The organism is uncultured Draconibacterium sp. (assembly GCF_913060805.1).
Taxonomy (GTDB): domain Bacteria; phylum Bacteroidota; class Bacteroidia; order Bacteroidales; family Prolixibacteraceae; genus Draconibacterium.
Genome location: NZ_CAJXTC010000034.1, coordinates 1 through 21,829 on the forward strand (window position 1 = coordinate 1; position 21,829 = coordinate 21,829).

A 21,829-nucleotide genomic window follows, 5' to 3' on the forward strand; every position below is an offset into this window, starting at 1 on the left:
TCCGCCCCGGAAAAGTTCCGGCAGGCCTTATCAAGAAAAGATTTGGAACAGCTGTTTTGGTTGAAGAGGTAAATAAATTGATCTCTCAAAACCTGTCGAAATACATGATTGATGAAAAACTTCCTGTACTTGGCGAACCAATGCCAAACGAGGAAAAACAAAAACCAATCGACTGGGAAAAAGACGAGTCGTTTGAGTTTGCTTTCGACGTTGCTTTAGCTCCTGAAGTGAAAGTTTCGCTCGACAAACGCAACAAATACACTTACTACAACATTGCTGTTTCTGACGAAATGGTTCAGCAACAGGTTGACATGGCAGCTTCTCAACTGGGAGAAAACGTTCCTGCCGAAGAAGCAAAAGAAGACAGCACTGTTCGCGGTAACTTTGTTCAGCTCGATGCTGAAGGTAACGAAGTTGAAGGCGGAATTGCTCCGGAAGGAGTGCTTTTAGCTGTTGACAAAATCAAAGACGAAGAAGTTAAAAATGCATTTGTTGGTTGTAAAAAAGACGACATCATCGTTTTCAACCCGATAAAAGCTTTCGAAAATAACCACGAAGTTTCGCACATGCTGAACATCAAGCATGAAGAAGCCGATACCTTGGAAAGCGACTTCAGATACACAGTTACTGAAATTCTTAATTTCGAAAAAGCTGAATTGAACGAAGAGTTGTTCAAAAAAGTTTACGGCGAAGAAACTGAGGTGAAAACGCTTGAAGATTTCAAAGCAAAAATTAAAGAAGACCTGGGCAAAAACCTGGTATTCTCATCTGATCATAAATTTGCATTAGACACCCGCGACGCGTTGGTTGAAAAAACGGATCTGGAAATGCCGGAGGAGTTTTTGAAGCGTTGGTTGGTGGCTGTAAACAAAGAATTAACACAGGAGCAAATCGATAACGAATTCCCTGCATTTATTCTTGATTTGAAATGGCAATTGATTAAAGATACGATAGCAAAAGAAAACGAACTGACAGTTGAAGCTGAAGAAGCTGAAGCGTTTGCCAAGCAAATGGCGGCGGCACAGTTCCAACAGTACGGAATCAACAATGCACCTGAGGAGCAGCTGGAATCGTTTGCTAAAATGATGCTTGAAAAACCTGAAGAAAAAGAACGCATCTACAAAAAATTGTTGGAAGACAAAGTAGTGGAAGTAGTGAAAGAAAAAGTTACTATTCAGGAAGAAGAAGTATCGCAGGAAAAATTCAACGAAATGATGCAAGCCGCTCAATAAGCGCTGTAATCATCTGAAAATATTTTGCTGAGTGCATCAGCATGAATCTTTTTTATAACTTTGTGAATCGTGATAAACGTATTTGCAAAGTTATTTTTTTACACAAGCACTTATAAAAAATGGACAACAACGAATTTAGAAAATACGCAACTAAGCATGCTGGCATCAGCAGCTTAACAATGGACAGATACACATCGGCATACGGCAATTATATTTCGCCAACAATTATCGAAGAGCGCCAGTTAAACGTAGCATCAATGGATGTGTTTTCGCGTTTGATGATGGACCGTATTATTTTCCTTGGCGTACCAATCGACGATACTGTAGCTAACATTATTCAGGCACAATTGCTGTTCCTCGAGTCAACCGATCCGTCGAAAGACATTCAGATCTATTTTAACTCGCCCGGAGGTTCTGTTTATGCAGGTTTAGGTATTTACGATACCATGCAATACATTTCGGCCGATGTGGCTACAATCTGTACTGGTATGGCAGCCTCAATGGCCGCTGTGTTGATGACAGCCGGACAAAAAGGAAAACGTTCGGCGTTAACACATTCTCGTATAATGATTCACCAACCGATGGGTGGTGCTCAGGGACAGGCTTCTGATATTGAAATTACAGCTCGCGAGATCCTGAAGATCAAAAAAGAATTGTATACTATTATTGCTAACCACTCGGGACAAACATTAGAACAAATTGAAAAAGACTCAGACCGTGACTACTGGATGACCGCACAGGAAGCAGTTGATTATGGTATGATTGATGAAATTTTAGTTAGAAATAACAAATAATGTCAAATAAAGAAAAGATGGACAAGTGTTCGTTTTGCGGACGGGAAAAGAAAGAAGTGAATCTTCTGATTGCAGGGATTGACGGACACATTTGCGACCGTTGTGCCGAGCAGGCTCATTCAATTATCCAGGAAGAGGTGAAAACTTCAAGCTCTTTCGATTTGGATGACATCAAGCTGCTTAAGCCAAAAGAGATCAAGGACTTTCTTGATCAATACGTTATCGGGCAAGATCGCGCCAAACGTGTGCTTTCGGTTTCGGTTTACAATCATTACAAACGACTGACACAAAAAGTCGATGATGATGAGACCGAGATTGAAAAGTCGAACATCATCATGGTTGGCGAAACAGGTACCGGGAAAACGCTTTTGGCACGCACAATTGCAAAAATGTTGCATGTTCCGTTTACTATTGTTGATGCAACCGTGCTTACCGAAGCCGGTTATGTTGGCGAAGACATTGAAAGTTTGTTAACACGCTTATTACAAGCTGCCGACTACAATGTTGAAGCTGCCGAGCGCGGAATTGTATTTGTTGACGAAATTGATAAGATCGCACGTAAAAGTGATAATCCATCGATAACACGCGATGTTTCAGGCGAAGGTGTTCAGCAAGGTTTGTTAAAACTGCTGGAAGGTTCGATTGTAAACGTTCCGCCGCAGGGAGGACGTAAACACCCGGAACAAAAGCTGATTCCTGTTGATACCAGAAATATCTTGTTTGTTTGTGGTGGCGCATTTGATGGTATTGAACGCAAAATTGCCAACCGATTGAATACAAAAGTTATTGGTTACAGCGCTGCTAAAGATGCCGACCGCATCGAGCGCGAAAACCTGCTTCAATATGTTTCGCCACAGGATTTAAAATCATTCGGTTTGATTCCCGAGATCATCGGTCGTTTGCCGGTGCTTACTTACCTCAACCCGTTAGACAAAGAAACACTGCGTAACATTTTAACTGAACCTAAAAACTCGGTTATCAAGCAGTACAAAAAGTTGTTTAAACTGGATGAGATTGAGTTGGAATTTGATGAAGAAGCTTTGGAATACATCGTTGACAAGGCAATTGAGTTTAAACTCGGTGCTCGTGGTTTACGTTCGATTTGTGAAAACATTATGAACGACGCCATGTTTGATGCTCCTTCTGATGAAATTTCAGAATTGCGCATCACCAAAGAATACGCCGAAAGTCAGATTGACAAATCGGGTATCCGACGATTAAAAGCAAGCTAATAGCTTATAAGATATAGTATTAAAAGCCGGACTTTTCAGTTCGGCTTTTTTATGCCTACAACCCAAGTGATGGTCTCACTCTAAGTGAGGCTATCACTAACGAAGTTGATCGGAACGCTGATAACACCGATTCGGCTGATTTACACTGAAAAGAAATTGCTCGCAGATTACGTGGATTAACACAGAATGATTTTCGGGGTCAGCGGTTTGTAACCGCTGTCAATTTATGCCCCAAAAAGAGTCCAGGGCTGTATATACTTAATGTATACAGCCCCGGACTTTTGAGTTTACACCCCAAAAGAACAGCTTTACTTTTTCAGCCTTGTAGGCTGAGGCACGATTTACAAAATCGCGCCAGCTGGGTTGATTCGAACATTACATCAAAATTCTTTTTAACTTTTATTAACACATAGCCATAAACCCTTACAGAAAGCCACATCTAAGACATATATTGATTTAAATATCAAGTTTTTGTTTACCCTTTTAACTTTTTTATTAAACATTATTTAAAGAATTACTGTTTTTCAGATAAATACTTTTTAAAACTCATTAAAATCTACAACAATGAAAACAGTAAATTTGAAAAACATGTTGAACTTAAGAAGTTTGGCTATCGCCGCAGCAATAATTGTAAGTATGGCATTTGTTAGTTGCGAAAAAGAAAACGATGATTACATCTCTAACTCTTCAGAAGAGGTTGAGTTAAAATCATCGAAAGCAGTAAAAAAGAGTGGAAGTACAATAACCGAAACTGCAATAGCCTTGGCTACAGCAAATGAAGGTGCAGAGTTCACTCAACTAGTTGCTGCTCTATCTTACGTTTCGGAATACTACGAAGACGAAAATGGTATGGGCCTTGATTTGGTCGCCTTTTTTAATGGAACCGACCAATACACCGTATTTGCACCAACTGACGCAGCTTTTCAGGCATTGTATGACAACGCCGATTTGGAGAACTTGTTAGGATATCCAGTGACCGGAATTATGGATATTCCTGTAGGAATTGTAAAGGATGTACTTCTATATCATGTTACCGAAGGTCGTCGGGCAGCAAACAGTGTAGTGCCGAAAAATAGTCCTCGAATGATAGAAACTCTTCTTGGAGCAAGTTTTTCAGTAGACAATGAAGGGAAAATTTGGGCCGTTGGAAATGAGGCGATGATTACCGGAGGAAACGCAGTATCAGCATCAAATGGAATTGTGCATGTTATAAACGCGGTAATTCTGCCAATTGAGTTGTGATAGAAAATAATTTGAAACGCCATGAATACTGAAAAGAAGCGACCTGTACAGGTCGCTTCTTTTTTTTTGTTGACGCAAATTAGTGTTAATCTTTCTTCAAAAACCTTAAACAGTAGGTTAAGCCTTATATTTTTTCTATTTTTCCGAGTATTTTTTCGAAAACAAGAAAATGAGCAATTTATCACGCAGAAAATTTATAGGCACAACAGCAACGAGTATTGCTGCAGCCACTATTCTTCCCTCGAATGTTATCGCAGGTTTGGGGCATAAAGCTCCAAGCGACAAACTCAACATTGCCGGAATTGGCGTTGGCGGAAAAGGTTTCACCAACCTGAAATTTATGGAGACCGAAAATATCGTTGCCTTATGCGACGTGGATTGGGAATACGCCGGGCGGAATGCTTTTGAGCGCTGGTACCGGGCCAAGCAATACAAAGATTTCAGGGTGATGCTGGAAGAGCAAAAAGATATTGACGCCGTGATGATTGCGACTCCGGATCATACACACGCCCTGCCGGCATTGATGGCCATGCGCGAAGGCAAACACGTTTTTCTGCAAAAACCATTAACGCATTCGGTTTATGAGTCTCGGATTATGACCGAAACAGCAGCACGATACGGCGTTGCCACACAAATGGGTAACCAGGGAAACTCTGCTGACGGAATCCGCCAGATTTGCGAATGGATTTGGGCCGGAACAATTGGCGAAGTTACTCATGTGGATACCTGGACGAACCGTCCGATTTGGCCGCAAGGATTAACACGTCCCGAAAAAGGGAAACGAGTACCGAAAACTTTAGACTGGGATTTATTTATCGGGCCGGCAAAATTTACCGAATACAACCCGATTTACCACCCGTGGAACTGGCGTGGCTGGTGGGATTTTGGAACCGGAGCACTCGGCGATATGGGATGCCATATTCTTGATCCTGTTTTTAAAGCACTGAATTTACAATATCCGAAAACGGTTGAAGGCAGTTCTACGCCTTTTAACAACGACTCGGCACCTAATGCAGAGTTTGTTCGCTACGAATTCGATCGTCGCGACAACCTGCCAAAAGTTGCCATGCCCGAAGTTACCGTACACTGGTACGACGGTGGTTTTATGCCTCCCCGACCCGATGAATTAAAAGACGGAGAACAAATGGGCGATGATGGCGGCGGTTGTGTTTTCTACGGAACCCGTGGAAAAATCATGTGTGGCACTTACGCGGCAAATCCAACGTTGTTGCCAACTTCGGAGATGGCACATTTCCAGGAACCGGACAAAACCATTCGACGTATTTCGAATGCCATGGAAGGCGGGCACGAACAAGACTGGATACGTGCTTGTAAAGAAAGTAAAGACGCACGTGTTGAAGCCTCTTCGAACTTTTCATACGCCGGACCACTGAACGAAATGGTTGTTATGGGAGTACTGGCCGTTCGATTGCAAAGTCTTCAGCGCAAACTGGAATGGGACGGCCCGAATATGCGTTTTACAAATATCAGCCCGTCGGATACGATTCGCGTATTGAAAAAAGACAATTTTGAGGTGATAAACGGCGATCCTACATTTGACAAAGAATACGAAACTTTACCGGCACAAAAAATGGCCGAAGAATGGATCAGACACACTTACCGAAAAGGTTGGGAACAGATATAACGTCACCCTGAATCTACTTCAGGCTCTGCATAGAAAGATTCTGAAACAAGTTCAGAATGACGACAAAAACAAAAAGGGATGCCGATAAACGACATCCCTTCTTTATGCTTTTATGCGCTAAGCGGCTTTGAACCGCTAAGCGCTTAGCGAATTATCTTTAAATCAATCCTGCTTCTTGCAAAAGCACTTCCATTTCTTGCTGAACTTCTTCAGCTGCAGCACCGGCTTTTTCTGCAAAATCAGCTTCCGACGATGCATAAATGATTCCACGTGATGAATTTACCAACAAACCACATTTGCTGTTCATTCCGTTTTTAGCCACTTCCTGCAAGCTGCCACCCTGCGCACCAACGCCGGGTACCAACAAAAAGTGATCAGGAACGATCTCGCGAATTTCTTTCAGTTTCTCTGCTTTTGTAGCGCCAACCACGTACATCAGGTTTTCTGTAGTTCCCCAGTTTTGAGATGTTTTCAGAACAGTTTCAAACAACTTGTCGCCTGTTTCTTTGTCTTCAATAAACTGAAAATCGTAAGCTCCTTTATTCGATGTCAATGCCAAAAGAATCACCCATTTATCAAGGTACGTCATAAATGGCTTTACTGAATCTTCGCCCATGTATGGAGCAACTGTTACCGCATCAAAATCCTGGTGATCGAAAAATGCACGTGCATATAAATTCGATGTGTTACCTATATCGCCACGTTTGGCATCGGCAATCACAAAAATCTCAGGGTATTTCGATTTTACATACATTACCGTTTTTTCCAGGCTTTCCAGTCCTTTCGATCCCAAACTTTCGTAAAACGCCAGGTTGGGTTTGTACGCCACCGAAAATTCGGCAGTGGCATCAATAATTTCTTTATTGAATGAAAAGATCGGATCTGAAGTATCTTTCAGGTGTTGCGGGATTTTTTGAATATCGGTATCCAAACCAACACACAGGAAACTGCGCTTTTTTTGGATCTGCTCAAATAGTTGCTGTTGATTCATGATAAAAAAGTCGGAAGCCGGAAGACCAAAGTCCGAAGACTCCCATTTTATTGTTTTTAAATTTCTGCTTCTTTTAGTTTTGCGGCGTTCTCTTCAATCATCAGTTTTTCAATGATCTCATCGATTTCGCCATTGATAATTGCCTGCAGGTTATACAACGTAAGGTTGATACGGTGATCAGTTACACGTCCTTGCGGCCAGTTGTACGTACGGATTTTTGCCGAACGGTCGCCGGTAGAAACCATCGTTTTACGTTTCGACGAAATCTCGTCGATGTATTTCTGGTACTCCATATTGTACAAACGCGTACGCAATTCTGCCATCGCTTTATCGAGGTTTTTCAGCTTCGATTTCTGATCCTGACAAGTCACCACAATTCCGGTTGGAATGTGTGTTAATCGAATTGCCGAATAGGTAGTGTTCACCGACTGTCCACCAGGTCCCGACGAACAGTACTCATCACGACGGATATCTTCTGTTTTCAATTCCACGTCAAACTCATCAGCTTCCGGTAAAACCGCCACTGTTGCTGCCGAAGTATGCACACGCCCCTGCGTTTCAGTTTGTGGCACACGCTGCACACGGTGCACTCCCGATTCGTATTTCATAACACCGTAAACACCTTCGCCGGTAATGTTGGCCACGATTTCTTTAAAACCGCCAGCTGTTCCTTCGTTGGCATTGGTCACTTCCATGCGCCAGCCCTTTTGCTCGCAAAACTTGGTGTACATGCGGAAAAGGTCGCCGGCAAAAATACTTGCCTCGTCGCCACCGGTTCCGGCACGGATTTCAAGAATTGCATTTTTGGCATCTTCCGGATCAGCCGGAACAAGCAGCATTTTAATTTCCTGCTGAATCTCAGGAATGCGCTTTTCCGATTCTTCGATTTCCTCGCGCGCCATTTCGCGCATTTCCTCATCGCTTTCCTCAGCAAGCATTTCTTTCCCGGTCTCGATATTATCTACCAGGTTTTTATATTCCTGAAATTTAGCCACCAACTTCTGCAGGTTTTTATATTCCTGGTTCAGTTTTACGTAACGCTTCATATCAGCGATCACCTCAGGGTCGGTAATCTGCTGCTCTACTTCCGAGAAGCGGTGCTTTATCGATTCAAATTTTTCTAATAATGCGTATTCTGCCATGGTTTTCTTTAATAAATGAACTCGCCTTTCTCCGACTTAATTGTTAATTTCTTACCGTCGAAAGGTTCAACTTTTCCAATAATTTGTGCGTCGATGTTAAACGATTTCGAGATTTCGATGATCTCTTCGGCCACATCGGCACTGCAGTATATTTCGTATCGGTGCCCCATGTTGAACACCTTGTACATTTCTTTCCAGTCGGTTCCCGATTGCTCCTGAATTAATTTAAAGAGCGGTGGTACTGGGAACATATTATCTTTAATCACATGAACACTGTCGACAAAGTGCAGCACTTTTGTTTGCGCTCCACCCGAACAATGAATCATGCCCGAAATTTTTGAGCGGTATGTATCCAGCACTTTTTTGATTACCGGAGCATAAGTTCGTGTTGGCGAAAGTACCAGTTTCCCTGCGTCAATATCCAAACCTTCAACAGCCTCAGTTAATTTCTTTCCACCAGAATAAACCAAATCTGCAGGCACTGCAGGATCAAAACTTTCAGGATATTTCTCGGCCAGGTAATTGGCAAAAACATCGTGGCGTGCAGAAGTCAATCCGTTGCTTCCCATTCCGCCATTGTATTCTGTTTCGTACGTTGCGGTTCCCGATGATGACAAACCAACAATAACATCGCCGGCAGCAATTTTATCGGCCGAAACCACATCGGCTTTTTTCATTCGGCAGGTAACAGTTGAGTCAACAATAATGGTACGAACCAAATCGCCAACGTCGGCAGTTTCGCCACCGGTTGAATAAATGCTCACTCCCATTTCGCGGAGATTGGCCAGCAATTCTTCTGTTCCGTTAATAATGGCTGCGATAACCTCGCCAGGAATGTTGTTTTTGTTGCGGCCAATAGTCGACGACACCAAAATATTATCGGTGGCTCCCACACAAAGCAGGTCGTCAACATTCATGATAAGTGCATCCTGTGCAATTCCTTTCCACACCGAAACGTCGCCGGTTTCTTTCCAGTACATGTACGCCAATGCCGACTTTGTTCCTGCCCCATCGGCGTGCATAATATTGCACCATTCGTCGTCGCCCCCTAAAATATCGGGAACGATCTTACAGAATGCCTTTGGAAAAAGACCTTTATCCACATTCTTAATCGCTTCATGCACATCTTCTTTCGAGGCCGAAACACCCCTCGCACTGTATCTTGATTCCGTTACCATTTACTACGTGATTTTTGTGGCTACAAAAGTAACAAATTCTAATAGATTGTCCCGAATTATTCTATTTGCACCTACAAAAAAAGGAAAGACTTTACAAGACTTTCCCTTTTTATTAAATATCGTGATTGCTAAGCGTATAAAAAGCGCTTAATCTTTCGTGTTGGCGTACGTTCAAACGGATTTGGCTGCAACACCACCTGGTTGATCCGTGAAAATTTATTTACTTCCTGGTTCACTTTCTTCATGATCTCCTGAAGAATTTCATCCGACCGCTCAGCAATAAACTGTTGAGCTTCCTCTTTTAAGTGTTTGAAATGCTCATCAATTTCCTCGGTGTTCAAGTGGATCATCGCAACCAGTTTACCTTTTTTCTCCACTACCAGTGACTCCAATACAAAACGCATTTTGTTGATCACTGATTCAATTTCTTCCGGGTAGATATTTTCGCCGCTAGCTCCAACGATCATTGTTTTTATGCGGCCTTTAATGTGCAACAAATTGTTTTTGTCAAACATTCCACGGTCGCCGGTACGGAACCAGCCATCTTCGGTAAACACGTCTTTTGTAATGTCCGGAGCTTTGTAATAACCTTTCATTACATTTTCGCCTAAGGCCTGAATTTCGCCCTCGCCGGTTGCAGGATCGGGATTTGCAATACGCAGCGAAACGCCTTTCATAGCAATTCCGGTTGAACCTACTTTGCGGTTTTTCCCAACTGCTCCGGCCAATAGCGGTGCGGTTTCTGTTAAACCGTAACCAATGGCGTATGGAAATCCTCCTTCAAAAAGGAAGCGTTCAACAGTTGGGTCGAGTTTTGCTCCTCCGATACCGAAAAAGCGCAATTCGCCACCAAATGTTTTATGCAATTTTTTCGCTGCAACTTTGTGCAACAATTTGCGTGTTGGTGCAAACGACGTTAAAAAGCGCATCGTTCCGCTTTTCTCGAAAGTCGGCTGAATTTTTCCTTTGTATACTTTTTCTATAATCAGCGGCACCGACAACATTATAGTTGGTTTCACCTGTTGCAATGCGGGCATTAATACCGACGCTACCGGCGGTTTACGCAGGTAATGCACCGATGCACCGTACATCATTGGCAACAAAAATCCGACTGTATTTTCGAGCGTATGCGACAATGGCAGAATCGAGATAAAACGGTCGTCAGGAGTAATTTCCTGCAGCGTGCGGCTTTGTTGTGCTGTCCACGCAAGGTTTTTGTGCGTTAACATCACTCCTTTCGAACTTCCTGTAGTTCCCGATGTATAAATTATCGATGCCAGTTCTTCTTCCTCCACATTTACCGGCAAAAATTTCCGGGTTGTTTGTGGCACCGAAGAAGTTAGCTTCTTTAAATGATCGGCCGGAGTTTCTTTTGGAATAACCGCAAAATTATCCACCAAAATCATGTGTTCAACAATTGCTGCAACTCCCGGACTCACCGATTTATACAAACCTTCGGAAACAAAAAGTAATTTTGATTCTGAATGTTCTATAATCGTTTCAATTTCGTTCGAATGAAAATCGGGTAAAATCGGAACAGCAACGGCACCAATCACCGAAACTGCGAAAAAGGCTTTTCCCCAATTGGGCATGTTGGCGCTTAAAATGGCCACCTTATCGCCTTTTCCAATGCCTAACTCTACTAAAAGTTCGGCCAAAAGTTCCACATCCTCTCCCATTTGCCTGTAGGTGAAATCCTCCTCACCGACAAATTTTATCGAAGTATTATTCGCAAATTTCTCCACCGAATTGTAAAACAATGCCGGCAAAGTCAATCTTGTTTTGTCAATCATATTTTTTCTGTCCCTCTTAAAGCAAGTCTGTCTGCTCAAATAAACGCGGCAAAAATAGCAAAAAAACAATTGTTCTATGTGACTTCGATAACTAAGCACCAAAACACACCCTTTTGCAACATGCTGATTTAACGAATGTTGCGAAATTCAAAATGAATTATTAACGTTTTTTATGGTTTAAAACATTAGTTTTAACAGCTAAAATTCGAATTATGGGGTCTAATATTCCACAAAAAGAGCTGATTTCAGCCACGGAAAACTTTATAAAACAGCACTTTGCAGATGATAGCTCGGGGCACGACTGGTGGCATATTCACCGGGTACGAAATATGGCAGTTCACCTGGCAAAAAAGGAAGGTGGCGATCTTTTTCTGATTGAAATGGCAGCTTTGCTTCACGATCTCGACGACTGGAAACTGAGCGACGGAGAAAACACTTCGAAAACAAAAAGCTGGCTAAATCAGATTGGCCTTGCGAAAAATGACATCGAAAAGATTGAAGAAATCATTGAGCAGGTATCGTTTAAAGGAGCCGGCGTAGAAACAAAAGCGGTTAGTCTTGAGGCTCAAATCGTTCAGGATGCCGACCGGCTGGATGCCATTGGCGCCATCGGAATTGCACGAACATTCGCTTACGGAGGCAACAAAGGGCGTTTGCTCCATCATCCGGACATCGAACCACAACTTCACAACAGTTTTGAAGAGTATAAAAAAACCACAGCGCCAACCATCAATCATTTCTACGAAAAATTGCTGTTGCTGAAAGACCGTATGAATACGAAAGTCGCGCAGGAAATTGCTGAAGAACGCCATCGTTTTATGGAGGATTTTCTGGCGCAGTTTTTTTTCGAATGGGACTGTAAAAAATAACCGTAGCTATTGTTTTTTAACCGTTTGCTTTCGTAAATTTATGAAGCCTAAAAACAATTATGTATGAAAGTAGAACATCTTGCCATCTGGACTTATAACCTCGAAGGAATGCGCAGTTTTTACATGCATTATTTCGATGCTTCGTCGGGCGACGTTTACCACAACCACAGCCGCGAATACCGTTCTTATTTTCTGTCGTTTAATGGCGATTGCCGCATTGAATTGATGGAAATGCCGGGTATTCCGAAATCGAAAGATAATCCGCTAAAACAGTTTACCGGCCTTATTCATTTTGCCATAAAAGTGGGTTCAAGAAACAGCGTAAATGAGCTGACCGAAACCCTTCGGAAGGATGGATATAAAATAATCAGTGAGCCGCGTTCGACCGGTGACGGGTATTACGAAAGTATAATTTTGGATCCGGACGGTAACCGCGTGGAAATTATGGCGTAAAAAAGTTGCTCGCAGATATCGCAGAGTTGCGCAAATGATTTTACTGTATTTCGATTAAAAAACAAAACTCGATAAATATTATCAATCCAGTTCATCACCACACTGCCAAATCAGAATCGGGCGGTGTTTGTTGGCATCAAAATCAGCAGGATCGACTGTAACGCCCCACTCAACAAGTGTTCCATCGTAGTGGTACACTTCGCAATTGGAGCACGACCAGTAATCGCAGTACAGGTGATAGAAATATTCTTCGTTGTAAGTCCAGCGCTGCACCCGGCAACCGTAACAACTGTCTGAGTTTTCCAACTCAACCAGACGTGGTTTTATCCAGTTGGGTACAATTATTGGCTCCGGCTCACGGTCTTCGCAGGCCAGCAAGGCAACAACAAAAAGTGCTATGTAGAAAAGTTTTCGCATGTGATCGGTACTTTTTTCACGTCCGTTTTAAGGAAGAACGTTTTTCATCCAATAAAGTTAATCATCGTAAATGGTAAAAACCACATCGGCTTCAAATTCGTTGGCTCCCAACGACAACGACAGTTCATTGATTCGAAAGTCCAGCGGGATGTTTGAGATCAATCCCATTCCCCGGAAAAAATAAGTAGGATTGTCTTTTATTTCCGCAAAAGTTGATCCGTCGTGAACGTTGCCGCCGCCCTTTTTATTTAGCTTATCGCCATCGCCCTGGCGCCTAACTTCCAGCTTAATATCATCGGCCCACTCTACATTTGTTTTATGCACATAAATGCGCCATTTTTCATTTTTTTGCTCCCAATAATTCAGCGATTCAACGGAAAGCTGAACACCCGAATTGGCAGTAATTACGGCTTCAATATCTTCGCCGGGATCGCTGACATTTATCTGCACCTCGTTAAAAGTTACCATGCCTGTTAACGACAACTGCAATCCCTGGGCACGACTGCCGAGAGCGAAAAAACATAGCAATATAAAAAAGGTATATCGTTTCATATTAGTTGTCGGTTAAGGTATACATAATGGTAAAATCGTGTGCTCCGCTTGCCGACACCTTCTCCATCTGGCTGATATCGATCTCGAAATTTAGTTGGTGCCCATTACCAATTCCATTGCCCGTGTAAGCACTTCCAATACCGGTTATTATTGGCCGGGGATCGCTCCCAACCTTCACTTTTCCAACCGACGCTCCGGTTTTTCCTTCTCCGTTTCCCGAATAATCGGTGGCTTGAATGTACAATTCCAAACCTTCGGGCAGTGTTCCTCCCGAAATTTGAGCAACAATTGAACGATCGGGACTGAATTTACCCAATGCTGATGAATAATTGATCCAGAATTCCTGCGATGTTAACTGACGAACTACCGGCGATCCTCCTGATTCGGCTGACGGAGAAAGTTCGAATTCGATCGTTCCGTTTCCAATGTATTCAACATCCATTAAAGCCACTTCGGGAAGCGAAAATCCAATATGAACAGTTTCCTCATCAAGCTGGGCACTGGCCTGTTGACACAGCACCAGACTCATTAACAAAGTCGCCAATATGGTAGTTATAATCTTCATTTCTCCTGTCCTACTTTTGGTACTGGTACAAGTTAAAAACCTGCCCCTTATCAAATACAACAATAAACAAATTATTGAATTTAAGCTTTAAGCGTTCATACTCTTTTTTCGCTGTTTCTTCATCCGGATAGCGCCCGATATAATATTTGTGTAAGTTATCAATTTGTTTCTCGAAATAAAACTGCTCATCCTGAAAAAACGGATCTCCCTCAGGAATCTTCCGGCTAAATGCCCCAACCTGAACACTATAGAACGTTTCCGCCGTTGAAACTTCAGTTTCTTTCTTTTTCGTAGTGGACTTTAGCTTTAATCCCAAACCACTTTTAAGCGTTGTATTTCCTGCCGGTTTAAAAATAATATTGTTCTTTTTGGTTGGCAGTACAATATCCAATTCTTTAATTTCCCCTTCGGTAAGCGAAAACTTGTATTCCGACTGGTCGATTTTATACCCGCCCGGAATTGAATTGGCGTAAATCTTAAAAGTAAACTCACCTGGTTTTAACAACGGAAATGCAAACGATCCATCTTTTTCGGTTGTTATCCGGTATTCATCCAACGCCGATTTTGCCTCGATAATGATATTCGCCGGAGTGGCATTCTCATCTGCTGCAGCCTTTAACTTTGCTTCCTCCAACACAATTTTCCCCTTCAGCACGGCACCTTTTAAAATTCGCACATCGATCGTTGACACCTGATCTTCAAAAACATTTACCTCAACCGGATTGGGAATATTCGTTAATTCATCGAGCTGAAAATTACTTTCATCAAACGAAACCAGATGCGTTCCGGGGCGCACCAAATCGAATGAATAATCGCCGTTTTTTTCGGTAACCGTTGTTTGATTTAACAGCCTCACCCAAACACCCTCAACCGGCTCGCCCTGCTCGTTGCTTACCTTTCCACTGATAACACCGGCTTTTATTACCTGCTTTAACGGCACACCGAATTTATAGGCATACGTGGCCGAAAGGGTAAACTCGGCCTCTTCCAGCTCGGTTTTAAAAATGGTGTAAAAACTGCGCAGCGAAATACTGTGACTTTTCAGGAAATTATAATTCAGGCTCAGCTGCATCAGGTTACGGTTTTTATAATAATCGTCGATATCATAGGCATTTTGCACGTAAAAATTGGCATTGAAATTATCTGATATCTGACTTGATGCAGACAAACCCGCTGTGAGATTTTGCTGCTTCCCCGACACAAATTCGTTGATATTCGACCAGGTTCCAAAAGCGCTGATGTAATGCCGCGAATTGATTTTGATAGTAAAATCACCTGTTCCACGGAAACTGTTTTGTTCATTCTCGCCGGGATCGAGTAAAAAGTTGGTTGTTTTTCCGGCCTCCCCGGTTAAACTGTACCTGAACCAACGGTATTTCTGGCTGAAACGAATATTTGCTGAGCGAGTTTTATAATGAAATTTGTTAAAACTCAGGCGGTCTTTTCGCTCGTACTGCCGCACAAAAAGTTTCAAATTGCTCTGCAAGCCTACTTTGTAATCAACACTTCCCTGGTACGATTCAGTAATCGGTGCCGTTGCAAAGAAAGTGTCGAGCTGCGCATTCATAAAATCGCGCCGGGCGTAAACACTTAAATTCAATTTCTTGCTCACCCGGGCCGAAACATTGGCCGAATAAAACTTTGAGTTATTGTAATAACCCGGATAATTCTTCCCGGCATTGTAGTAGTTTCCGGAAACATTAAACACCGAAAACTGCGAGTTGATATTCAGCCGGTAAGCATTGTCGGCATCATTATTAAAATAACCGCGCGAAAGTTCCAGTTCAACATCAGTACCTTTAAACGGCGAAAACTCCGACATCAAACTCACCAACTGCGCCCGATCGTCGCTAACCGCAAATTGTTTCGAGATATAATACGCCTCAACTTTATTATCCTCATTAAAATGATAACCCAGCACACCAGCCATTTCATCCTTTATCTCTTCAAAAAATCGCGGATCGACATAGGTAAATCCTAACTCCAAACCACTATTTAGCCGCACCCTGCTTTCAACTCCCATTCCGTATCGGGAAGACTCAGTTAACGGCGTGAACATATAATTCTTCTGCCCCCCGAAAAGCATAAAATTCGGATTTTGGTACATCACATAATACTGGTCGTACAACCCGAGGTAGCTCAAATCGTTACTGCTTGGGCCGCGCGCCAGAAACTCCAGCTGATGTTTCCCTGATTCATCCAAAGCTCCCTGGCCCTGAACCTGCAGCTGGTAAGTCGACTCATATTTTTCGTCCCTGTTAACTGCCAAATAAGTTCCCGATACCGAAACCGGAAACCGAAGAAACAGGTCCTTTTTCATGTTCTTCGACGGGAACACCTGCGACCAATTATTAACGCTTTGCAACACGCGATTTCCGGCATTTACCCGAATGGTATAATATTCCCGCTCGCTATTGATCAATTCTTCAGAAGTGGATTTTACAACCGTTATGGTTTTCGACTCGCCAACTTTAAGGCGAACTTCTGCCCCGCCTTCCACCTCGCAATTCTGGGTTTCTATAAAAAAGCTTTTATCGGTATTCCCCAGGTTTTGCAACAAATAGCTGGCGCGAATTTCTTCGCCGGCATAAACATAGTCGGGTTTGTCCAGTTTTTGGACATCTATTTTTTCGACCTCCAAAACCTGCACTTTTACGGAATCTCGTTGCAGAACATCTCCGTTTTCTGCCGAGATAAATTCTGCCCGAACCGTATAATTTCCCACGGCATAAGTTTCGGGAATTTGCAACGAAAGAATAAGAAATTTTTTTTCAGATGGTTTTAGCTGAATAGTACTGGTTTGGGTCACCAGTTTCCACCCGTCAGGCAAAGTATAATCAGGTGTCGTTTGCAGCTCACTTTCCGAATTGTTCTGAATAAAAAAGGCCAGATTACAAACTTTCCCCGGCTCGGATTGGGCTTGTTTTTTTACGAAAGTTGTTTGTACAATTTGCTGCGCCAGCAACTCAAGAGGCAAAGTCAGAAATAATAAAAAGATCAGCTTTGTCCCCAAGCGCATAATTATAGCTCTAGTGTTAAGTTTGTTCCAAAGATGTTATCCTCATCACAATCAGCGATCAGTACTGCAGCATATTCGCCGGGTTTTACTCCTTCCAGCGGCAACGACAACAAAACAGAAGTAGTTGGATAAGTTTTTCGGCGTTCTGCTTTAAAAACGCCTATCGATTCTCCTTCAGCGTTAAATAACTCAAGATTTAGTTCCGGTTTTAAAATTCGTTCGCCGGTATTTTCGATGGCCACATTTAACACCTGTGTTTCATTCTCATTGGAGGTAAGTTCCATCCCCAAAAACTGGAGATCGCGCTTCCCTGTATTTCCAATATTGGTAATTACCTGCACAGCATAACGAATGGCGGTATGAATTTTTACACCCGATGATGCAGCTGTATCTTCCGGTTGTATTCCTTCCACCATAATCACGCTCCAGTAAGTTCCTTTCAGTGTGTCATCGGCCGGAACGCTCACTTCGAAATCGATCATTGCAGTTTCGTTGGGTTGCAGCGTAAGCAAAGTCGGACTGTATTTTATCCAGGCTGCATTCGATCGTGCCAGCGTGCCGGCTTCATCGTGGCGGCTTTCGCCCGAAAATGCATACCAGTAATCGCGTTGATACACTTTTACACTTTGCGGCTCGGTTCCAGCATTCTGCACCTGAATAGCTCCCCGGTATCCTTCTCCGGCCTCCGCTATGTTTTCGTGTGTTAAGCCGTTAAGCACAACGATATTCGCATAACTTCGATTCGAAAAAATGCTTGTAATAAATAATAATGGTATAAAAAAGAGGAAAAACCTTTTCACTGACATATTAGCTGCTTATAAGTTTCGGCTAAAAATACTAATGAAAAACTAATTGTCGTCGGTTAATGTGTACAATATTTGCAGGGAAGTTTCCGACTGCTTCAATTTGGCGTACTGATCAGCTTCATCATCCAGCTCAATTTTATAGCTCAGCAAGTGGCCATTTTGAGCTCCGCGCCCGGTATAGCAACTCCCGATATTCGAGATTACATCAACCGAACCATTCCTGAGCGACACCCACGATAACGACTCGCCTAATTTTCCTTTTCCGTCTCCTCTACTTTCCGAAGCTTTAACTTTCAGAGTCATTCCTTGCGGTATCTCGCCGACAACCGTTGCTGTAACTTTTCGTTTATGGTTTTCTCTTACAATCGAAGAATAGTTAACCCAGATTCCCGACTGCTCTTCTTTGTTTGTTTTGATTTGCTGACCGGCAGTATTTGGCGGTGTAGCATGAAGATTTAAATCGGAACTATTTTCCGCTTGCAAAGCCAACAGTGCCACCTCCGGAACGTCAATCCCAAGATTATGGCTGGTACTTTCCTGCGCACCCGCAGCCAATGAAAACAGCGCCAGAAAAAGAAAACATGATATTGCGTCCAACAACTTCATGCATTAAATCTACGGCGAAATCTGCGAAAAAGAAATAGCTGAGCAAAAAATCAGCAAAAAAGAACGGGCCAATCAGTAGATTGACCCGTTCGCCCCTTATTGTTTATCTCTGTCCCTTTATTAATTCTCGTCTGTAATTGTGTAAGTCACGATTAAACTTGGACTGCTCGCTGCAATATCACCATAATTGTCCTCGTTCGCAGACACACTGTAAGTCAATTCGTGTCCCAGTTCTTCTCCTGCTCCTGTATAACAGCTACCAATTCCTGTTACTACATCACTTTCAGTTGAAGTTAGAATTATTTCACCAGCACCTGTTCCTGTTTCACCTGCTCCTCCAGTTGATGCTGAACTTACATTAACTTTAACATCCAGACCGTCATGGGCGTCACCAGTTACCTTTGCCGTTACTTTATAAGTATTTTCACCTTCTGCAATTGCAGAATAATTTAACCACAAAGAAGTTGAACCACTTGACTGTGTGAAAACCACCTTATCTCCGGCAACTTCCGCTGCACTTGCTTCAAACGCAAGAGCTTGATTTGATCCGGCCAAACCGATCATAGAGTATGATGAAATACTAATGTTCAAAGCATGAGCTGCTGTTGGATCTTCTTGCGCAGGAGAATTACCATTACCGTTGCCATTACCATTATTTTGCGCTTTGGCAATACTTGAAACCCCCAGAACTAAAATCGCTGCTAATAAAAATGTTACTTTTTTCATGATGTTGTGTTGTTTATTTGTTTGTAATTTTTTCTTCAAAAAGCTGTTGTATCCTTTAGGGTCAGATACGCCTTTTAATAAACAACACTGATGCCCAAATATGCCAATCACTGATTGTCAACAACTTAGCATTCGTGCCAAAATAAAATCACATCCCACGCTGGGACAACAATTAACCAATTGGGACACTTCGGTATTTTGGGACAATTAAGGCTGAATAAAATTAATTGGGAATCCTCCTACGAAAAAGGCTATTTCCCGGACAGAATATAGTCGGCTGCAATTTCGAGCTCTTTGTACCACTCGGCACCATATTTTGCAGTCAACGGCTCTTTTAAGAATCTGTATAGCGGAAGTTTTTCTGATGCACCACATTTACGCCCGGGCTTACAAATATCAAGCTCCTGGTAGTTCACAGCATCAAAACGTTTGTATTCGGTAATACGAATGGGGAATAAATGACACGACAAAGGTTTGCGGAATTTGGTCTTTCCTTCGAAATGAGCCTTTTCGATGGCACATTTTAAAATACCCTGTTTATTATAGTAAGAGTACACACATTGACGATCGTCAACAAGTGGCGTTACCAAATCGCCGTCACTGTCAATTACAGAGAAACCTTGTTTCTCCACCTCGCGTTTGTGTTTTTTGGGAAGCAGATCTTCAAAAGTGTGATAATCTTTCTCTATAAGAATAGCCTCTTCATCAGTAAGCGGAGCACCCGAATCTCCCTCAATACAACAAGCCCCTTTGCATTTTAGAATATCACAAAGGAAATGCTTCTCAAAAACATCACGACTTACTATGGCACGACCAATCTCAATCACGTCTTTTAAATTTATGTGGTACAAATATTAAAAAACAAACCTTACTTGCAACACAAGTAAGGTTTGAAATTCTATATAAAGTATATTCTTATTTCTTAATAAGATTTTTACCGGTCATTTCAGCAGGAACTTCAAGTCCCATGTCGGCCAACAAGGTTGGAGCAACATCAGCCAAAATACCGTTATCCAATGTTACGCCTTCTTTTTCGGTTACGAAAATACAAGGAACAGGATTCAGCGAGTGAGCAGTGTTTTCTGATCCGTCAGCATTTACTGCATTGTCGGCATTACCGTGGTCAGCAATGATCATTACATCGTAACCACCTTTTTGAGCGGCAGTAACAACATCTTTTGCACAATCATCGACAGCCTGAACTGCTTTGTAAACCGCTTCGTAAACACCGGTGTGACCAACCATATCGCCGTTGGCAAAGTTCAGACAAACAAAGTCTGCCTCGCCATTTTCCAATTTAGGGACAATAGCATCTCTCACTTCAGGAGCCGACATTTCCGGCTGATGATCGTAAGTAGGAACTTTTGGCGAAGGAATCAAGATACGGCTCTCACCATCGAATTCTGCCTCGCGGCCACCGCTAAAGAAGAAAGTTACGTGAGCGTATTTTTCAGTCTCAGCAATACGAATTTGTTTTTTACCAGCCTTTTCAATGATCTCGCCCATTGTATTGGTTACGTTCTCTTTTTCGAAGATTACGTTAATACCTTTAAAATCGGCTTTATAAGTTGTCATGGTATACCATTGCAAATTCATGGTGTGCATGTCGTATTCATGCTTGTCCTCTTGAGTAAATGCAATAGTTGTCTGACGCAAACGGTCGGTACGGAAGTTAAAGCAGATCACTACATCATCTTCCTCGATTTTTGCCAGTGGCTCACCGGCTTCGTCAACCATTACAACCGGTTTCAGGAATTCGTCTGTAACACCAGCTTCGTACGATGCTTTCATTGAAGCCAGTATATCAGTCGATTTTTCACCTTTACCTTGTGTATACAAATCGTAAGCTAATTTCAAACGATCGTAGTTATTGTCGCGGTCCATTCCGTAGTAACGACCAATCAACGATGCAAATTTACCAACTGTTCCTTCCAGCGCTTTCAAGTCGTTTTCAATAAAACCGTAACCTGAACGCGGGTCAGTATCACGACCGTCAGTTAAACCATGAATGAAAACATCTTCCAGTCCCATATCGGTAGCAATCTGACAAAGCGCTACCATGTGCGAACTTAAAGCATGAACTCCACCAGGGCCAATTAAACCAATCAGGTGAACTTTCTTTTTATTGTCTTTTGCGTAGTTGTACGCTTTTAAAATTTGCGGATGCTGCCACAACGACTTGTCTTTTATGGCACGTGTAATTTTTACCATATCCTGGTACAAAACACGTCCTGCACCAATGTTAAGGTGACCCACTTCCGAGTTACCCATCTGCCCGTCAGGCAAACCAACATTTTCGCCACTTGCCAACAATTGCGAGTGTGGGTATTTTTCCATTAACGAATCAATAAAAGGAGTTGGAGCAGTTGCTACAATGTCACTTTTCGATCCATCACCGATTCCCCATCCATCGAGAATCATCAATAAAGTCTTCTGATTATCAGCCATTATATTCTGTTTTTATTAAATAACAATTTTAGAACGGACAAAAATATCCTTTTTTAAATCATTAAGGAAATTACAGCCGATATGTTCAGGTTGATTTAACAATCTTTTGGAATTAATTG

The 21,829-nt window shown here is 42.4% G+C and carries 20 protein-coding genes; 7 read left to right on the forward strand and 13 right to left on the reverse strand.

The features are described 5' to 3' along the window. The 5 genes from tig to QZ576_RS17620 all read left to right on the forward strand — a co-directional run. Positions 1-1,232: trigger factor (gene tig / locus QZ576_RS17600; protein ID WP_297099439.1), on the forward strand; the 1,232-nt coding region annotated here is incomplete at its 5' end. Between the two features lie 119 nt (positions 1,233-1,351). Beyond that, a complete protein-coding gene (clpP, locus tag QZ576_RS17605; RefSeq protein ID WP_297099442.1) occupies positions 1,352-2,026 on the forward strand; it encodes an ATP-dependent Clp endopeptidase proteolytic subunit ClpP in 675 nt (224 codons plus the stop codon). After that, complete coding sequence (gene clpX / locus QZ576_RS17610; protein ID WP_297099444.1) at positions 2,026-3,258, forward strand: ATP-dependent Clp protease ATP-binding subunit ClpX; 1,233 nt, start codon at positions 2,026-2,028, stop codon at positions 3,256-3,258. The genes clpP and clpX overlap by 1 nt, the downstream gene beginning before the upstream one ends. Before the next feature lie 564 nt (positions 3,259-3,822). Beyond that, positions 3,823-4,500 carry a fasciclin domain-containing protein gene (locus QZ576_RS17615; protein WP_297099445.1) on the forward strand — a complete coding sequence of 226 codons (678 nt, stop codon included), beginning with the start codon at positions 3,823-3,825 and terminating at the stop codon, positions 4,498-4,500. A gap of 169 nt (positions 4,501-4,669) precedes the next feature. Then, positions 4,670-6,145, forward strand: a complete 1,476-nt coding sequence (locus tag QZ576_RS17620) for a Gfo/Idh/MocA family oxidoreductase (protein WP_297099448.1) — start codon at positions 4,670-4,672, stop codon at positions 6,143-6,145. Positions 6,146-6,302: 157 nt separating this feature from the next. Here QZ576_RS17620 and pyrF read toward each other — a convergent pair whose 3' ends face one another. The 4 genes from pyrF to QZ576_RS17640 form a co-directional block, all read right to left on the reverse strand. Next, positions 6,303-7,136 carry an orotidine-5'-phosphate decarboxylase gene (gene pyrF / locus QZ576_RS17625; RefSeq protein WP_297099450.1) on the reverse strand — a complete coding sequence of 278 codons (834 nt, stop codon included), beginning with the start codon at positions 7,134-7,136 and terminating at the stop codon, positions 6,303-6,305. A 56-nt stretch (positions 7,137-7,192) separates the two neighbouring features. Then, entirely contained in the window at positions 7,193-8,278 is a 1,086-nt protein-coding gene (gene prfA, locus QZ576_RS17630) for a peptide chain release factor 1 (RefSeq protein WP_297099452.1), read from the reverse strand. An 8-nt stretch (positions 8,279-8,286) separates the two neighbouring features. Then, positions 8,287-9,456 (reverse strand): AIR synthase related protein, encoded by a 1,170-nt coding sequence (locus tag QZ576_RS17635; protein WP_297099453.1) that lies wholly within the window; start codon positions 9,454-9,456, stop codon positions 8,287-8,289. Positions 9,457-9,584: 128 nt separating this feature from the next. Next, positions 9,585-11,249 carry an AMP-binding protein gene (locus QZ576_RS17640; protein WP_297099456.1) on the reverse strand — a complete coding sequence of 555 codons (1,665 nt, stop codon included), beginning with the start codon at positions 11,247-11,249 and terminating at the stop codon, positions 9,585-9,587. A 212-nt stretch (positions 11,250-11,461) separates the two neighbouring features. Here QZ576_RS17640 and QZ576_RS17645 point away from each other — a divergent pair, with 212 nt between their 5' ends. Together QZ576_RS17645 and QZ576_RS17650 are read left to right on the forward strand one after the other, a co-directional pair. Then, a complete protein-coding gene (locus QZ576_RS17645) occupies positions 11,462-12,118 on the forward strand; it encodes an HD domain-containing protein (protein WP_297099458.1) in 657 nt (218 codons plus the stop codon). Between the two features lie 63 nt (positions 12,119-12,181). Further along, positions 12,182-12,571 (forward strand): VOC family protein, encoded by a 390-nt coding sequence (locus QZ576_RS17650; protein ID WP_297099460.1) that lies wholly within the window; start codon positions 12,182-12,184, stop codon positions 12,569-12,571. An 81-nt stretch (positions 12,572-12,652) separates the two neighbouring features. Here QZ576_RS17650 and QZ576_RS17655 read toward each other — a convergent pair whose 3' ends face one another. The 9 genes from QZ576_RS17655 to gpmI all read right to left on the reverse strand — a co-directional run bounded on the left by QZ576_RS17655 (position 12,653) and on the right by gpmI (position 21,710). Then, positions 12,653-12,988, reverse strand: coding sequence for a hypothetical protein (locus tag QZ576_RS17655; RefSeq protein ID WP_297099462.1), 336 nt, complete (start codon positions 12,986-12,988; stop codon positions 12,653-12,655). 57 nt (positions 12,989-13,045) lie between these two features. After that, positions 13,046-13,540, reverse strand: a complete 495-nt coding sequence (locus QZ576_RS17660; RefSeq protein WP_297099464.1) for a hypothetical protein — start codon at positions 13,538-13,540, stop codon at positions 13,046-13,048. A gap of 1 nt (position 13,541) precedes the next feature. Further along, positions 13,542-14,105: a hypothetical protein gene (locus QZ576_RS17665; RefSeq protein ID WP_297099465.1), complete on the reverse strand. Its 564-nt coding sequence runs from the start codon at positions 14,103-14,105 to the stop codon at positions 13,542-13,544. A 10-nt stretch (positions 14,106-14,115) separates the two neighbouring features. Continuing rightward, positions 14,116-17,124 (reverse strand): carboxypeptidase-like regulatory domain-containing protein, encoded by a 3,009-nt coding sequence (locus QZ576_RS17670; protein WP_297099467.1) that lies wholly within the window; start codon positions 17,122-17,124, stop codon positions 14,116-14,118. Positions 17,125-17,126: 2 nt separating this feature from the next. Then, positions 17,127-17,930 (reverse strand): hypothetical protein, encoded by an 804-nt coding sequence (locus QZ576_RS17675; RefSeq protein WP_297099469.1) that lies wholly within the window; start codon positions 17,928-17,930, stop codon positions 17,127-17,129. A gap of 42 nt (positions 17,931-17,972) precedes the next feature. Next, entirely contained in the window at positions 17,973-18,536 is a 564-nt protein-coding gene (locus QZ576_RS17680; RefSeq protein WP_297099470.1) for a hypothetical protein, read from the reverse strand. Positions 18,537-18,656: 120 nt separating this feature from the next. Beyond that, positions 18,657-19,301: a hypothetical protein gene (locus QZ576_RS17685; protein ID WP_297099472.1), complete on the reverse strand. Its 645-nt coding sequence runs from the start codon at positions 19,299-19,301 to the stop codon at positions 18,657-18,659. 212 nt (positions 19,302-19,513) lie between these two features. Continuing rightward, positions 19,514-20,089: a DUF3109 family protein gene (locus QZ576_RS17690; protein WP_297099474.1), complete on the reverse strand. Its 576-nt coding sequence runs from the start codon at positions 20,087-20,089 to the stop codon at positions 19,514-19,516. An 88-nt stretch (positions 20,090-20,177) separates the two neighbouring features. Continuing rightward, a complete protein-coding gene (gene gpmI, locus QZ576_RS17695) occupies positions 20,178-21,710 on the reverse strand; it encodes a 2,3-bisphosphoglycerate-independent phosphoglycerate mutase (protein ID WP_297099476.1) in 1,533 nt (510 codons plus the stop codon). Positions 21,711-21,829: the final 119 nt, after the last annotated feature.